This window comes from Cronobacter sp. JZ38 (assembly GCF_008932145.1).
Taxonomy (GTDB): Bacteria; Pseudomonadota; Gammaproteobacteria; order Enterobacterales; family Enterobacteriaceae; genus Cronobacter; species Cronobacter muytjensii.
Map to the genome: position 1 here is coordinate 1,296,107 of NZ_CP017662.1, position 16,568 is coordinate 1,312,674.

Genomic DNA, 16,568 nt, shown 5'->3' on the forward strand with positions numbered 1-16,568 from the left:
ACAGTTCCAGCTCCCGATTAAGACCAGCTACAATAGCACACTATATTAAACGGCAAAGCCGTAAAACCCAACGTTAACGAAGAAGCTGTATATGGCACAACGAGTACAACTCACCGCAACGGTGTCCGAGTCACAGCTCGGTCAACGCTTAGATCAGGCTTTGGCCGAATTGTTCCCGGATTATTCACGTTCACGCATAAAAGAATGGATCCTCGACCAGCGCGTGCTGGTTAACGGGCAGATGTGTGATACGCCGAAAGTGAAAGTGTTGGGTGGAGAGCGTGTCGCCATCAATGCTGAAATTGAAGAAGAAGCGCGCTTTGAACCGCAGGATATCCCGCTGGATATCGTATACGAAGATGACGATATTCTTGTCATTAATAAGCCGCGCGATCTGGTGGTTCACCCGGGCGCGGGCAACCCGGATGGCACCGTGCTTAACGCGCTGCTGCACTATTACCCGCCGATTGCCGACGTGCCGCGCGCGGGTATCGTGCATCGTCTTGATAAAGACACCACCGGCCTGATGGTGGTGGCGAAAACCGTTCCGGCGCAAACGCGTCTGGTAGAGGCGCTGCAACTGCGGGAAATCACGCGCGAATATGAAGCCGTCGCTATCGGTCATATGACGGCGGGCGGAACGGTCAGCGAGCCTATCAGCCGCCACCCGACCAAACGCACCCATATGTCTGTGCATCCGATGGGTAAACCGGCGGTCACTCACTACCGCATCATGGAGCATTTTCGGATTCACACCCGCCTGCGTCTGCGGCTGGAAACCGGGCGTACCCACCAGATCCGCGTACACATGGCGCACATCACGCATCCGCTGGTGGGCGATCAGCTTTATGGCGGACGTCCGCGCCCACCGAAAGGCGCAAGCGAGGAATTTATTCAGGCGCTGCGTCAGTTCGATCGTCAGGCGCTGCACGCAACGATGCTGCGCCTCTATCACCCCATCAGCGGCGTGATGATGGAATGGCATGCGCCGATCCCGCAGGATATGATCGATTTAATTGACGCGCTGCGCGCCGATTTCGAAGCCCATAAAGACGACGTGGACTGGTTATGAAACTGATTACTCCGCAGTGGCCGTTGCCTCCGGGCGTCGCGGCCTGTAGCTCTACCCGTCACGGCGGTGTCAGCCTGCCGCCTTACGATGCCTTAAATCTGGGCGCGCACTGCGGGGATAATCCGGAACATGTTGAAGAAAACCGCCGTCGTTTTTACGAGGCGGCGAATTTTCCTGGAGCGCCCGTCTGGCTTGAGCAGGTACACGGCAAAGAGGTGCTGCATCTTACTGGCGGCCCTTATGCTTCTAAGCGGGCGGATGCCTCCTATACTCGCGAGCGCGGGACAGTATGCGCCGTCATGACCGCCGACTGCCTGCCGGTACTGTTTTGCGATGCGTCTGGCCGTGAAGTGGCGGCAGCGCACGCGGGCTGGCGCGGCCTGTGCGAAGGCGTACTTGAAGAGACGGTCGCCTGTTTTCAGGCAGAGCCTGCGACGATTCAGGCCTGGCTTGGCCCGGCCATCGGCCCGGCGGCCTTTGAAGTGGGGCCGGAAGTGCGCGAGGCCTTTATCGCCAGAGACGTCGCGGCCGCTGACGCGTTTCGTCCGCATGGTGAGAAATATTTCGCCGATATTTACCGCCTGGCCCGCCAGCGTCTGGCGAACGCCGGCGTCACCGCTGTCTATGGCGGCGAGCACTGCACGCTGAGCGAACGCCACGATTTCTTCTCCTATCGCCGCGACAGAACGACAGGTCGTATGGCAAGTTTCATTTGGCTGATATAACCTATTGAATCAAGACGATCCGGTACGGATAACTGACGCTCCACATTATTCAGGTCATTCACCTTGAATAATTGAGGGATGACCTCATTTAATCTCCAGTAGCAATTTTGACCTGTTATGGGAGGAGTTATGCGTCTGGATCGTCTTACCAATAAATTCCAGCTTGCTCTCGCCGATGCCCAGTCTCTCGCACTGGGACACGACAATCAGTTTATCGAACCCCTGCACCTTATGAGCGCCCTGCTGAATCAGGAAGGCGGTTCCGTTCGCCCGTTACTGACATCCGCTGGCGTTAATGCCGGGAAGTTACGCACCGATCTCGATCAGGCTCTGAGCCGCCTGCCGCAGGTGGAAGGCACCGGCGGCGATGTTCAGCCGTCGCAGGATCTGGTGCGCGCGCTCAATCTCTGCGACAAGTTGGCGCAGAAACGGGGCGACAACTTTATTTCCTCAGAGCTGTTTGTACTCGCGGCGCTGGAGTCACGCGGTACGCTTGCGGATCTCCTCAAAGCCGCAGGGGCCACAGCAGCAAATGTCACACAAGCGATTGAAAATATGCGCGGAGGCGAAAGCGTGAACGATCAGGGTGCTGAAGATCAGCGCCAGGCACTGAAAAAATATACCGTCGATCTGACCGAGCGTGCCGAACAGGGCAAGCTGGATCCGGTCATCGGACGTGATGAAGAGATCCGCCGCACTATTCAGGTGCTGCAGCGTCGTACCAAAAACAACCCGGTGCTGATTGGCGAGCCTGGCGTCGGTAAAACCGCCATTGTGGAAGGACTTGCCCAGCGCATCGTTAACGGCGAAGTGCCGGAAGGTCTGAAAGGGCGTCGCGTACTGGCGCTGGATATGGGGGCGCTGGTCGCCGGTGCGAAATACCGCGGTGAGTTTGAAGAACGTCTGAAAGGTGTGCTTAACGATCTCTCGAAACAGGAAGGCAACGTCATTCTGTTTATCGACGAGCTGCACACGATGGTCGGCGCCGGTAAAGCAGATGGCGCGATGGACGCGGGCAACATGCTTAAACCTGCGCTGGCGCGCGGTGAGCTGCACTGCGTGGGTGCTACGACGCTGGATGAATATCGTCAGTACATTGAAAAAGACGCCGCGCTGGAGCGTCGTTTCCAGAAAGTGTTCGTGGCTCAGCCGTCGGTGGAAGATACCATCGCCATTCTTCGCGGTCTGAAGGAGCGTTACGAACTGCATCACCATGTACAGATCACCGACCCGGCGATTGTCGCGGCGGCCACGCTCTCGCACCGTTATATTGCCGACCGTCAACTGCCGGATAAAGCCATTGACCTGATTGACGAAGCCGCGTCGAGCATTCGTATGCAAATCGACTCAAAACCGGAAGAGCTTGACCGGCTCGATCGCCGCATCATCCAGCTCAAACTGGAACAGCAGGCGCTGATGAAAGAGTCTGACGAGGCCAGTAAAAAGCGCCTCGATATGCTGAATGACGAACTGGCGGATAAAGAGCGTCAATATTCAGAGCTTGAAGAAGAGTGGAAAGCGGAAAAAGCTTCGCTCTCCGGAACGCAGACCATTAAAGCGGAGCTTGAGCAGGCGAAAATCGCTATTGAACAGGCGCGGCGCGTGGGCGATCTGGCCCGGATGTCCGAACTTCAGTACGGTAAAATTCCTGAGCTTGAGAAACAGCTTGCCGCCGCCACGCAGTCGGAAGGCAAAACTATGCGTCTGCTGCGTAATAAAGTCACCGATGCGGAAATCGCCGAAGTGCTGGCACGCTGGACCGGTATTCCGGTCTCCCGCATGATGGAAAGCGAACGCGATAAGCTTTTGCGTATGGAGCAGGATTTGCATCAGCGCGTCATCGGACAGGATGAGGCGGTTGAAGCCGTCTCGAATGCGATTCGACGCAGCCGCGCCGGGCTTTCCGATCCGAACCGTCCGATTGGCTCGTTCCTGTTCCTCGGGCCAACCGGGGTGGGGAAAACAGAGCTGTGCAAAGCGCTGGCTAACTTTATGTTCGACAGCGACGATGCGATGGTGCGTATCGATATGTCCGAGTTTATGGAAAAACACTCGGTGTCTCGTCTGGTGGGCGCGCCTCCGGGCTATGTCGGTTATGAAGAGGGCGGCTATCTGACGGAAGCGGTTCGCCGTCGTCCCTATTCTGTGATCCTGCTGGATGAAGTTGAGAAAGCGCATCCGGATGTGTTCAACATTCTGTTGCAGGTGCTGGATGACGGGCGCCTGACGGATGGGCAGGGGAGAACCGTCGATTTTCGCAATACGGTGGTTATCATGACCTCTAACCTTGGCTCTGACCTGATTCAGGAGCGTTTCGGCGCACTGGATTACGCCAGTATGAAAGAGCTGGTGATGGGAGTCGTGGGGCAAAATTTCCGTCCGGAATTCATTAACCGTATTGATGAAGTCGTGGTATTCCATCCGCTTGGTCAGCAGCATATTGCTTCTATTGCGCAGATCCAGCTGCAACGGCTCTATCAGCGTCTGGAAGACCGCGGCTATGCGGTGAATATCTCGGATGAAGCACTCCAGCTGCTTGGCGAGAACGGCTACGACCCGGTATACGGGGCGCGTCCGTTAAAACGCGCTATCCAGCAGCAGATAGAAAACCCGCTGGCCCAGCAAATCCTCTCCGGAGAGCTGGTGCCCGGTAAAACTATCGAGCTGCTGGTACGTGATAATCGTATCGTTGCTGTGCAGTAAGTCGCACAAACTAAAAAACGGGCCCTGCGGGGCTCGTTTTTGTTCATAAACTAGGCGATTATGGTCGTTCTTTATACGCATTGCCTGGAAAGTGAACGGTCAGAAACTTTTTTCAAATTACCTCTTGTCAGATTCTGATTACTCCCTATAATGCGCCTCCACTGACACGGCACAACGGCAAGCGAGCCGGCCCGTCAGGCAGACGAAAGCGAAAATAAACGCTTGACTCTGAAAGAGGAAAGCGTAATATACGCCACCTCGCGACAGCAGGCTGAAAGCCGCGTCGCACCGCTCTTTAACAATTTATCAGACAATCTGTGTGGGCACTCGGGGCGCTGATATCTTAACGTCTTCGGACGATAAACGAATATCAAGTCTCAAGTGAACAACAGTTAATTCATTACGAACTAACAGTTTAATTCTTTGAGCATCAAACTTTAATTGAAGAGTTTGATCATGGCTCAGATTGAACGCTGGCGGCAGGCCTAACACATGCAAGTCGAACGGTAACAGAAAGCAGCTTGCTGCTTTGCTGACGAGTGGCGGACGGGTGAGTAATGTCTGGGAAACTGCCTGATGGAGGGGGATAACTACTGGAAACGGTAGCTAATACCGCATAACGTCGCAAGACCAAAGTGGGGGACCTTCGGGCCTCATGCCATCAGATGTGCCCAGATGGGATTAGCTAGTAGGTGGGGTAACGGCTCACCTAGGCGACGATCCCTAGCTGGTCTGAGAGGATGACCAGCCACACTGGAACTGAGACACGGTCCAGACTCCTACGGGAGGCAGCAGTGGGGAATATTGCACAATGGGCGCAAGCCTGATGCAGCCATGCCGCGTGTATGAAGAAGGCCTTCGGGTTGTAAAGTACTTTCAGCGAGGAGGAAGGGGTTAAGGTTAATAACCTTGGCCATTGACGTTACTCGCAGAAGAAGCACCGGCTAACTCCGTGCCAGCAGCCGCGGTAATACGGAGGGTGCAAGCGTTAATCGGAATTACTGGGCGTAAAGCGCACGCAGGCGGTCTGTCAAGTCGGATGTGAAATCCCCGGGCTCAACCTGGGAACTGCATCCGAAACTGGCAGGCTTGAGTCTCGTAGAGGGGGTAGAATTCCAGGTGTAGCGGTGAAATGCGTAGAGATCTGGAGGAATACCGGTGGCGAAGGCGGCCCCCTGGACGAAGACTGACGCTCAGGTGCGAAAGCGTGGGGAGCAAACAGGATTAGATACCCTGGTAGTCCACGCCGTAAACGATGTCGACTTGGAGGTTGTGCCCTTGAGGCGTGGCTTCCGGAGCTAACGCGTTAAGTCGACCGCCTGGGGAGTACGGCCGCAAGGTTAAAACTCAAATGAATTGACGGGGGCCCGCACAAGCGGTGGAGCATGTGGTTTAATTCGATGCAACGCGAAGAACCTTACCTGGTCTTGACATCCAGAGAATCCTGCAGAGATGCGGGAGTGCCTTCGGGAACTCTGAGACAGGTGCTGCATGGCTGTCGTCAGCTCGTGTTGTGAAATGTTGGGTTAAGTCCCGCAACGAGCGCAACCCTTATCCTTTGTTGCCAGCACGTGATGGTGGGAACTCAAAGGAGACTGCCGGTGATAAACCGGAGGAAGGTGGGGATGACGTCAAGTCATCATGGCCCTTACGACCAGGGCTACACACGTGCTACAATGGCGCATACAAAGAGAAGCGACCTCGCGAGAGCAAGCGGACCTCATAAAGTGCGTCGTAGTCCGGATTGGAGTCTGCAACTCGACTCCATGAAGTCGGAATCGCTAGTAATCGTGGATCAGAATGCCACGGTGAATACGTTCCCGGGCCTTGTACACACCGCCCGTCACACCATGGGAGTGGGTTGCAAAAGAAGTAGGTAGCTTAACCTTCGGGAGGGCGCTTACCACTTTGTGATTCATGACTGGGGTGAAGTCGTAACAAGGTAACCGTAGGGGAACCTGCGGTTGGATCACCTCCTTACCTGCAAGATACAACCTCGCGTGCTCACACAGATTGTCTGATAGAAAGTAAAGAAGCAAGACGGCTGCGAAGTCGTGACACGCTGTGTCCCCTTCGTCTAGCGGTTAGGACTCCGCCCTTTCACGGCGGCAACAGGGGTTCGAATCCCCTAGGGGACGCCACTTGCTGGGTGTGGGTGAAAGACACAACCAACCGATATCTCAAAACTGACTGTTAAGTCACGTTTGAGATATTTGCTCTTTAACAATCCGGAACAAGCTGAAAATTGAAACAGACATGCTGCTGCATTCTTCCGTAAACAGGGAATGCGCGGTGTGTCAGAGTCTCTCAAACTCGCAGCACGAAGACTTCTTCGGGTTGTGAGGTTAAGCGAACAAGCGTACACGGTGGATGCCCTGGCAGTCAGAGGCGATGAAGGACGTGCTAATCTGCGAAAAGCGCCGGTAAGGTGATATGAACCGTTATAACCGGCGATGTCCGAATGGGGAAACCCAGTGCAATTCGTTGCACTATCTCAGCATGAATACATAGTGCTGTGAGGCGAACCGGGGGAACTGAAACATCTAAGTACCCCGAGGAAAAGAAATCAACCGAGATTCCCCCAGTAGCGGCGAGCGAACGGGGAACAGCCCAGAGCCTGAATCAGCTTGTGTGTCAGTGGAACGGTCTGGAAAGGCCGGCGATACAGGGTGACAGCCCCGTACACGAAGGCACACAGGCTGTGAGCTCGATGAGTAGGGCGGGACACGTGATATCCTGTCTGAAGATGGGGGGACCATCCTCCAAGGCTAAATACTCCTGACTGACCGATAGTGAACCAGTACCGTGAGGGAAAGGCGAAAAGAACCCCGGCGAGGGGAGTGAAACAGAACCTGAAACCGTGTACGTACAAGCAGTGGGAGCCTTCGTAAGAGGGTGACTGCGTACCTTTTGTATAATGGGTCAGCGACTTATATTCTGTAGCAAGGTTAACCGTATAGGGGAGCCGAAGGGAAACCGAGTCTTAACCGGGCGTTAAGTTGCAGGGTATAGACCCGAAACCCGGTGATCTAGCCATGGGCAGGTTGAAGGTTGGGTAACACTAACTGGAGGACCGAACCGACTAATGTTGAAAAATTAGCGGATGACCTGTGGCTGGGGGTGAAAGGCCAATCAAACCGGGAGATAGCTGGTTCTCCCCGAAAGCTATTTAGGTAGCGCCTCGTGAATTCATCTTCGGGGGTAGAGCACTGTTTCGGCTAGGGGGCCATCCCGGCTTACCAACCCGATGCAAACTGCGAATACCGAAGAATGTTATCACGGGAGACACACGGCGGGTGCTAACGTCCGTCGTGAAGAGGGAAACAACCCAGACCGCCAGCTAAGGTCCCAAAGTCATGGTTAAGTGGGAAACGATGTGGGAAGGCCCAGACAGCCAGGATGTTGGCTTAGAAGCAGCCATCATTTAAAGAAAGCGTAATAGCTCACTGGTCGAGTCGGCCTGCGCGGAAGATGTAACGGGGCTAAACCATGCACCGAAGCTGCGGCAGCGACACTGTGTGTTGTTGGGTAGGGGAGCGTTCTGTAAGCCTGCGAAGGTGTGCTGTGAGGCATGCTGGAGGTATCAGAAGTGCGAATGCTGACATAAGTAACGATAAAGCGGGTGAAAAGCCCGCTCGCCGGAAGACCAAGGGTTCCTGTCCAACGTTAATCGGGGCAGGGTGAGTCGACCCCTAAGGCGAGGCCGAAAGGCGTAGTCGATGGGAAACAGGTTAATATTCCTGTACTTGGTGTTACTGCGAAGGGGGGACGGAGAAGGCTATGTTGGCCGGGCGACGGTTGCCCCGGTTTAAGCGTGTAGGTGTGATGACCAGGCAAATCCGGTTATCTTTAACACTGAGGCGTGATGACGAGGCACTACGGTGCTGAAGCAATAAATGCCCTGCTTCCAGGAAAAGCCTCTAAGCATCAGGTAACACGAAATCGTACCCCAAACCGACACAGGTGGTCAGGTAGAGAATACCAAGGCGCTTGAGAGAACTCGGGTGAAGGAACTAGGCAAAATGGTGCCGTAACTTCGGGAGAAGGCACGCTGACATGTAGGTGAAGCCCCTGCGGGTGGAGCTGAAGTCAGTCGAAGATACCAGCTGGCTGCAACTGTTTATTAAAAACACAGCACTGTGCAAACACGAAAGTGGACGTATACGGTGTGACGCCTGCCCGGTGCCGGAAGGTTAATTGATGGGGTTATCGCAAGAGAAGCTCCTGATCGAAGCCCCGGTAAACGGCGGCCGTAACTATAACGGTCCTAAGGTAGCGAAATTCCTTGTCGGGTAAGTTCCGACCTGCACGAATGGCGTAATGATGGCCAGGCTGTCTCCACCCGAGACTCAGTGAAATTGAACTCGCTGTGAAGATGCAGTGTACCCGCGGCAAGACGGAAAGACCCCGTGAACCTTTACTACAGCTTGACACTGAACATTGAGCCTTGATGTGTAGGATAGGTGGGAGGCTTTGAAGCGTGGACGCCAGTCTGCGTGGAGCCAACCTTGAAATACCACCCTTTAATGTTTGATGTTCTAACCTGGCGCCATAATCTGGCGTGGGGACAGTGTCTGGTGGGTAGTTTGACTGGGGCGGTCTCCTCCCAAAGTGTAACGGAGGAGCACGAAGGTCAGCTAATCCTGGTCGGACATCAGGAGGTTAGTGCAATGGCATAAGCTGGCTTGACTGCGAGAGTGACGGCTCGAGCAGGTGCGAAAGCAGGTCATAGTGATCCGGTGGTTCTGTATGGAAGGGCCATCGCTCAACGGATAAAAGGTACTCCGGGGATAACAGGCTGATACCGCCCAAGAGTTCATATCGACGGCGGTGTTTGGCACCTCGATGTCGGCTCATCACATCCTGGGGCTGAAGTAGGTCCCAAGGGTATGGCTGTTCGCCATTTAAAGTGGTACGCGAGCTGGGTTTAGAACGTCGTGAGACAGTTCGGTCCCTATCTGCCGTGGGCGCTGGAGAATTGAGGGGGGCTGCTCCCAGTACGAGAGGACCGGAGTGGACGCATCACTGGTGTTCGGGTTGTCATGCCAATGGCACTGCCCGGTAGCTAAATGCGGAAGAGATAAGTGCTGAAAGCATCTAAGCACGAAACTTGCCCCGAGATGAGTTCTCCCTGAGACTTTAAGTCTCCTGAAGGAACGTTGAAGACGACGACGTTGATAGGCCGGGTGTGTAAGCGCAGCGATGCGTTGAGCTAACCGGTACTAATGAACCGTGAGGCTTAACCTTACAACGCCAAAGAAGTCTGGCGTGTTGAGAGATGATATTCAGCTTGTGACGGATAAACGTTCATGGCGGTATGCGGTGGACGGACAGAATTTGCCTGGCGGCTGTAGCGCGGTGGTCCCACCTGACCCCATGCCGAACTCAGAAGTGAAACGCCGTAGCGCCGATGGTAGTGTGGGGCCTCCCCATGCGAGAGTAGGGAACTGCCAGGCATCAAACAAACGGAAAAGCCTCATGCGAAAGCATGGGGCTTTTTTGTTTTCTCCCGCCAGCACTCCGCATCACCTCCCTCACCGGCGCTTTCTTTCATGCTGCCGCGCCCTGCTTTTCGTACTTAGCTGATTATTAAAAAATCCCGCTCAGGCGAGCGTGGTGAATCAGTGAAAGGGTTATCTCAGTGAATAACCTGAGCGAGAAACGCGCGGGCACGTTCTGAACGCGGGCTGAAAAAGTGCTTCTGTGGCGGCGCCGCTTCCACAATCTCGCCGCGATCCATAAAGCTAACCCGGTCGGCAACCGTTCCCGCAAACCCTATTTCGTGCGTCACGCACAGCCGGACCATGCCGCATCTCCCCGGTCACCTCATAATCAGTAAAGCTGCCCCCCTTACTACAACGGCCTGTGGTTATTTAGCCCTGAATGCCGCGTCAGCCATCTGTCGCCACGCTGTCGGGGTTATGTCGTGGCGGCCAGAGCACTCAGGGCGTAATACTGTCCATTACAGTCTCATATCAAAGCCCAAAGACATGCAGTTGTTCGCGCGCTTCGGCTCGTTCACGCCTGGTCGCAGGAACAACTGGCAGAACTCGTTTCGGTTAGCGTACGCCCCCTTCAACGCAGCGAGAAAGGCGAGCCGCCATCGCTGGAACCTCAAGCGCACTGGCCGCCGTCTTTGAAATCCGCACTGAAGCACTAACCAACGAGCCGCTCAGCGCCGCGGGCCCGCTGAATGTACGTTAACGCTTGCCGCCAGCGGCTCGACGAAGAGCCTCATTTTTACCGGAGCCTCACTTAGCGTCTGCGGCGCGCTTTTCCTGCTTAACGGCTATATGGCGCCGGAAAGCCACTGCTCGCTCTCTGGGGTGGGTTATTACTGTTGAAGGGCTTCGTTTGTTCTTGTTGCATGGGATCGTGCACTGGCAGCAACGAAGGCTACAAAGATTGCTGAGCAAGTAATCATAAAAGGCTCCCCAGCCGCCTGAGGAGCCATCCCGTTACGATTTTTTACCCGGCAGGACGGTACTCAGTACCTGGTGCGCCGTATCGGCGAGTACTTTACCAGTACCGCGGTCGCCTTTCGCCATGGATGACATAAATCCTTTAGCCTGAGCGAAACTGATGTGCGGCGGTAGCGGCGCCACTTCCGGGTCGGTTTTCACTTCCAGCACGACCGGACGGTCAGCGGTCAGCGCTTCCTGCCATGCGGCCTGTAACTGCTCCGGATCATCGACATAAATGCCTTTCAGCCCGAGCGACTGCGCAAACTTTGCGTAAGGCACGTCCGGAACATCCTGCGTTGCGGCGAAGCGCGGGTTGGCTTCCATGATACGCTGCTCCCACGTCACCTGGTTCAGATCCTGATTATTGAACACGCAGACAATCAAACGGGGATCGGACCAGCGCTGCCAGTATTTCTGGATAGTGATCAGCTCCGCCATGTTATTCATCTGCATCGCGCCATCGCCAACCAGCGCCACGACGGGTTTTTCCGGGAAAGCGAATTTCGCGGCGATGGCATACGGCACGGCGGCGCCCATACAGGCGAGGCCGCCGGAAAGGGACGCCCTCTGCCCTTGTTTAATGCGAAAATCCCGCGCGAACCAGTTAGCGCAGGAGCCGGAGTCTGACGACACAATCGCGTTATCCGGCAGCAGCGGCGACATTTCCCACACCACACGCTGTGGATTGACCGGGCTCGCTTTTGCCATTGCGCGTTCTTCCATTTTCTCCCACCACGCCTGTACCGAGACGGCGATCTTCTCCTGCCAGCTGCGGTCTTCTTTGCGCTTCAGCAGTGGCAGTAGCGCCTGTAACGTACTGGCGGCGTCACCGTGCAGATTGACTTCCGTGGGGTAACGCAGGCCAAGCATTGAGGCATCGACATCGATTTGCACCGCCCGCGCCTGGCCTTCTTTCGGCAGAAATTCCGCCCACGGGAACCCAGTGCCTATCATCAGAAGCGTATCGCAGCCCTGCATCAGATCCCACGACGGCTCGGTGCCGAGCAGTCCAATACACCCGGTCACGAAGGGCACGTCATCCGGCAGCACATCCTTGCCGAGCAGGGCTTTGGCTACCCCTGCGCCGAGCAGATTCGCCGCCTGAACCACCTCCACGGCCGCTTCACGCGCCCCGGCGCCAATCAGGATCGCGACTTTTTTGCCGTCGTTAAGAATATCTGCGGCGCGCTGGAGATCGTACTGATGAGGAATAATATGCGGACGCTGATAGCCTGGCCCGGAATGCGTAAAGCCGTGCGCGTGCTCTGGCTCCTGCCACGGCTCATCCTGCACATCTTTTGGCAGGATCAGCACCGTCACGCCATTATTCGCTTTGGCGATCCGCACACCGCGATCCACCAGGTGGCGCAACTGTGCAGGGGTTGCGGCCTCCTGAACGAAGCTTGCTACGTCGCTGAACACGCGATCCAGATTCAGTTCCTGCTGATAGGTCGCGCCGCGCGCCGTCACTTCCGCCTGGCCTGCGATGGCAATGACCGGCATATGATCCATGCGCGCGTCATACAGGCCGGTCAGTAAATGTGTGGCGCCCGGTCCGCCGGTCGACAGGCAGACACCCGGCTCGCCGGTGAACTTTGCATGGGCGCAGGCCATGAATGCCGCCATTTCTTCATGGCGTACCTGGATAAATTCGATACCATCGCCAGCTTTATCGGCGCGCTGCAAAGCGCCAAGCACGCCGTTAATCCCGTCGCCCGGATAGCCATAAATGCGGGTGACGCCCCACGCTTTGAGTCGTTCTACAAAAAAGTCGCTCGTCTTTTTGGTCATTATCGTGCCTCGCGTCAGGTGAGTGTGCGCATAAGCCTGAGCTGCGCTCGAAAGGTAACCTGTTGAAGGGTAGTCCACTTCCCGGCTGTCCGCGAAAAGCGGGAGTTCTCTGAAGCCTGCTATGGTTATACGAGTCGCAAAAGAAGGAGGTTTACGTGGCCACCAAATCGTTTGATTACGAGCAGGACTTCGCCAGTATCGACTTTCGCGCGCACCCTGAACGTTACCAGGTCGGGCGCGGCGAGCAGGGTGTGCTGCTGGTTGAACCCTATAAAAGTGAAATCCTTCCCTACTGGCGTTACAAAGATGAGGAGAGCGCCAGAGTCTCGGCAGAGAAAATCTATGAGCTGTTTGAAGCCTACCGGGAGAAAGACGATTTTGTCGGGATGGATATGGCACGCAAATTTATTCAGATGGGTTACACCCGCGCCCGGCGCTACGCCAACTACAAAGGGGGTAAAAAGTACGATGAAGACCGCAATCTCAACCCTCGTGGCAATGATCCGGTAAAAGCGGCCGCGGCGACCGTTTTTAAAGGCTGGTGGGATCGCATTCGGGCAGATGAAGATTACCTGCGGCGCAAAAAGGCGCATCAGGAAAAATGGGGGTAAGCGCCACAAAATCGCCGCTCCCTTATCTAAATTTTGTTAACATGCGATTAACATTATAATTCTTTAATGCCCGCAGCTTGCCCTGGCTCCCTTCGTGCGCTGGGGCAGAACAAGGAGAAAGACATGACTGAAACCACGGCCCGGACGGACAAGCCGTCTTTGACCTCCAGCGATACCCGGCGTCGGGTCTGGGCAATTGTCGGCGCCTCATCAGGGAATCTGGTGGAGTGGTTCGATTTCTATGTCTATTCCTTCTGTTCACTCTATTTCGCGCATATTTTCTTTCCCTCGGACAACAGCACAACGCAGTTGCTGCAAACCGCGGGCATCTTCGCGGCAGGGTTTCTGATGCGGCCCATCGGCGGCTGGTTATTTGGCTATATCGCCGATAAGCATGGCCGTAAAACCTCAATGCTGATCTCGGTCTGTATGATGTGCTTTGGCTCGCTGGTGATTGCCTGTCTGCCAGGCTATGCGGTAATCGGCACCTGGGCGCCGCTGCTGCTGTTACTGGCGCGTTTGTTCCAGGGATTGTCGGTCGGCGGGGAGTATGGCACCAGCGCGACCTATATGAGTGAAGTGGCTATCGAAGGGCGCAAAGGGTTCTACGCGTCTTTTCAGTACGTCACACTGATTGGTGGGCAGTTAATGGCGCTGCTGGTCGTTGTGGTACTGCAACAGATCCTGCCGGATGCCGATCTGCGCGCCTGGGGCTGGCGTATTCCGTTCGCGCTCGGCGCGGTGCTGGCGATTGTGGCGCTGTGGCTGCGCCGCTCGCTGGATGAAACCTCACAGCAGGAAACGCGCGCGCTGAAAGAAGCGGGCTCGATGAAAGGGCTCTGGCGCAACCGTCGGGCATTTATCATGGTGCTCGGGTTTACCGCTGCGGGCTCGCTGAGTTTCTACACGTTTACCACTTATATGCAGAAGTATCTCGTCAATACGGCGGGAATGCATGCAAACACGGCGAGTATGGTGATGACCGGCGCGCTTTTTGCGTTCATGCTGTTACAGCCGCTCTTTGGCGCGCTTTCTGACCGCATTGGCCGGCGCAGCTCGATGCTCTGCTTCAGCGCGCTTGCCACGCTCTGCACCGTACCGATTCTGATGGCGCTGCAAAATGTCAGTTCGCCACTGGCCGCGTTTGGACTGGTAATGCTGGCGCTGCTGATCGTGAGTTTTTATACGTCCATCAGCGGCATCGTTAAGGCAGAAATGTTCCCGGCGCAGGTTCGTGCGCTCGGCGTCGGGCTCTCTTACGCTATCGCCAACGCACTGTTTGGCGGCTCGGCGGAATATGTGGCGCTGTCGCTTAAAGCACTCGGTTCTGAGACCGCCTTTTTCTGGTACGTCTCGGCAATGGGCGCCGTTGCGTTTCTGGTGTCGCTGAAGCTCCATCGGAAAGGAAAAGGCATGCGGCTTTAATGTGCCGCCATCTGCCAGACGGCGTATCCCGCGCTCGCGCCCGCCACATCCCACGCCAGATCTTTCCAGCTCCAGCCGCTCCCTGCCGGGCGGCTGTCCCACCCTTCTTTACCCACGCCGAGCGAGACAGAAAACATCAGCCCGAACGCAGCGGCTCTGTCCGGCGAATAGCCCTGGCGCTGCGCATACTCATTACCCGCGGCTGAAAGCAGCGCTGAACCTAAAAAATGCTGAGCTTTGTCCTGACCGGACCAGCTGTCCTGCGCCATATGGCTACAGCCGCACAGCATTAACAGGAGGGGGAATAGCAGGGCGCGCATAGCGTTCTCCATAAAAAAGCCCTGCATGGCAGGGCTTCGTTAAGCGACAAACGTCAGAGAATACGGCTAATAAGGCGATCGATACGGATACGGCGCAGGCGACGGATAAGCTTGCGCACTTTCACCGGATAATCGGCAATGCTTTGCAGATCGCGATAGTGTTTTACCACCGTCGTGTGCGTGCGGATGGTCTCCAGCTCGTGGTCGCGCTTCGCGGCCAGCTCCTGCTTCGGATCGTGGATAAGGATCGCGTTTTCCAGATCGAGACGCCAGGCGCGCGGGTTCAGGTTGTTGCCGGTCAGCAGCATCCACTCGTTATCCACCCACATGCCTTTCAGGTGGTAACTGTTATCGCCATCTTTCCACAGGCGCACCACCAGCTGATCGGTATTAACGTAATATTGCAGGCGGCTTAAGAAGCGGCGCAGGTTAATCTCATAAAGATACGGCAGCGCGCCAATTATCTTAAACGGCTGATCTTCGGGGATGTAAAAGTCGTTCGCGGTTTTATCGCCGACGATAATTTCCACTTTCTTGCCGTCGCGCAGCAGCGCAATGATATTGCTTACCAGCACCGCAGGCAGATTAAAGTACGGCGTGCAGATGACCAGCTTCTCTTCGGCGCAGGGCATCAGATGAAATATCGCTTTATTCAACGGGCTCGATTTGCCGAGGCCCACCAGCGGCGTGACGGCAAGCTGTTCGTTATCGGCATCGCCCTGGAAGTGGTAAGCGGCGTCGCGGAGCGTCTGACGGAACTGGCGAATATCGTTTTTGATTTCCGGGCTTTTCGGGCGATCCGGATTATCCAGGCGGTTCACCGCGTGGCCGTTTACCAGCTGGTGGCGCACCCAGTCATGCATCACGTCGGCAAGCTTTGCGTTACGGATAAAGTGGTAGCGGTCATAGCGGTATTTATCGTGCTGGTGCAGATAAACGTCGTTCAGGCTGGCGCCGCTGTAAAACACGCTGTCATCGATAATAAAGCCTTTGTAATGCAGCACGCCCAGCGCTTCACGGGTATTTACCGGCACGCCGTAAACCGGCACGCTGATGCCTGGGTTTTCCTGCGCCATGCGGCAGTACCAGTCGGCATTGGTGTTCGAGGCCTCAACGCCGATACGTCCACGCTGCGCGCGATGCCAGTCCACCAGCACGCTGATGTCCAGCTCAGGGCGCTGGCGTTTGGCTTCATACAGCGCCGACATCACGCCTTTACCGCCATCGTCCTGCTCAAGGTAGAGCGCGATAATGCAGATACGCGTGGTCGCCGTGGCTATCTTTTCCAGCAGTGTTTTGCGGAAATCGGCAGGGGAGAAATAGAACGCGACATCATCAACTGACTGAGAAAGCTTCGGTAGTTGGGCAAGGTGTTGTTGATGTTTGTTGCGTTTAAATTTTGACAACATCACAGTGCATATCTTCTCTGAAGTAGATGGTCTTCTGTGCAATGCAGA

The 16,568-nt window shown here is 55.7% G+C and carries 8 protein-coding genes, 1 tRNA gene, 3 rRNA genes and 1 pseudogene; 9 read left to right on the forward strand and 4 right to left on the reverse strand.

Annotation, left to right across the window (positions count from 1 at the left end):
- Nucleotides 1-91 precede the first annotated feature (91 nt).
- The 7 genes from rluD to rrf all read left to right on the forward strand — a co-directional run bounded on the left by rluD (nucleotide 92) and on the right by rrf (nucleotide 9,956).
- Complete coding sequence (gene rluD / locus BJP61_RS06155) at nucleotides 92-1,072, forward strand: 23S rRNA pseudouridine(1911/1915/1917) synthase RluD (RefSeq protein WP_038868339.1); 981 nt, start codon at nucleotides 92-94, stop codon at nucleotides 1,070-1,072.
- Nucleotides 1,069-1,797, forward strand: a complete 729-nt coding sequence (gene yfiH / locus BJP61_RS06160; RefSeq protein ID WP_038868341.1) for a purine nucleoside phosphorylase YfiH — start codon at nucleotides 1,069-1,071, stop codon at nucleotides 1,795-1,797. The genes rluD and yfiH overlap by 4 nt, the downstream gene beginning before the upstream one ends.
- Nucleotides 1,798-1,926: 129 nt before the next feature.
- Nucleotides 1,927-4,500, forward strand: a complete 2,574-nt coding sequence (gene clpB / locus BJP61_RS06165) for an ATP-dependent chaperone ClpB (RefSeq protein ID WP_075192831.1) — start codon at nucleotides 1,927-1,929, stop codon at nucleotides 4,498-4,500.
- 438 nt (nucleotides 4,501-4,938) lie between these two features.
- A 16S ribosomal RNA gene (locus tag BJP61_RS06170) occupies nucleotides 4,939-6,480 on the forward strand.
- Nucleotides 6,481-6,566: 86 nt separating this feature from the next.
- A tRNA-Glu gene (locus tag BJP61_RS06175) sits at nucleotides 6,567-6,641 on the forward strand.
- 202 nt (nucleotides 6,642-6,843) lie between these two features.
- A 23S ribosomal RNA gene (locus BJP61_RS06180) occupies nucleotides 6,844-9,747 on the forward strand.
- Nucleotides 9,748-9,840: 93 nt separating this feature from the next.
- Nucleotides 9,841-9,956, forward strand: a 5S ribosomal RNA gene (gene rrf / locus BJP61_RS06185).
- Together the 16S, 23S and 5S rRNA genes with 1 tRNA gene alongside form the textbook arrangement of a ribosomal RNA operon.
- Nucleotides 9,957-10,138: 182 nt before the next feature.
- On the opposite strand, the pseudogene BJP61_RS06190 reads toward rrf, so the two are convergent.
- A pseudogene (locus BJP61_RS06190) lies at nucleotides 10,139-10,309 on the reverse strand (amino acid ABC transporter ATP-binding protein); the annotation flags it as partial.
- A gap of 649 nt (nucleotides 10,310-10,958) precedes the next feature.
- On the reverse strand, nucleotides 10,959-12,755 hold the full coding sequence (locus BJP61_RS06195) for a thiamine pyrophosphate-requiring protein (protein WP_171998005.1): 1,797 nt from the start codon (nucleotides 12,753-12,755) through the stop codon (nucleotides 10,959-10,961).
- Nucleotides 12,756-12,910: 155 nt separating this feature from the next.
- On the opposite strand from BJP61_RS06195, the gene BJP61_RS06200 reads away from it, so the two are divergent.
- Both BJP61_RS06200 and BJP61_RS06205 read left to right on the forward strand, forming a co-directional pair.
- Nucleotides 12,911-13,366: a DUF4385 domain-containing protein gene (locus tag BJP61_RS06200; protein ID WP_075194089.1), complete on the forward strand. Its 456-nt coding sequence runs from the start codon at nucleotides 12,911-12,913 to the stop codon at nucleotides 13,364-13,366.
- A 123-nt stretch (nucleotides 13,367-13,489) separates the two neighbouring features.
- Entirely contained in the window at nucleotides 13,490-14,791 is a 1,302-nt protein-coding gene (locus BJP61_RS06205) for an MFS transporter (RefSeq protein ID WP_171998006.1), read from the forward strand.
- Here BJP61_RS06205 and BJP61_RS06210 read toward each other — a convergent pair.
- Nucleotides 14,788-15,111: a YfiM family lipoprotein gene (locus BJP61_RS06210; RefSeq protein ID WP_038861281.1), complete on the reverse strand. Its 324-nt coding sequence runs from the start codon at nucleotides 15,109-15,111 to the stop codon at nucleotides 14,788-14,790. The genes BJP61_RS06205 and BJP61_RS06210 overlap by 4 nt on opposite strands.
- 53 nt (nucleotides 15,112-15,164) lie before the next feature.
- The gene (gene pssA / locus BJP61_RS06215; RefSeq protein WP_171998007.1) at nucleotides 15,165-16,520 is read right to left on the reverse strand and encodes a CDP-diacylglycerol--serine O-phosphatidyltransferase; all 1,356 of its coding nucleotides are present in this window, start codon (nucleotides 16,518-16,520) and stop codon (nucleotides 15,165-15,167) included.
- Nucleotides 16,521-16,568 lie beyond the last annotated feature (48 nt).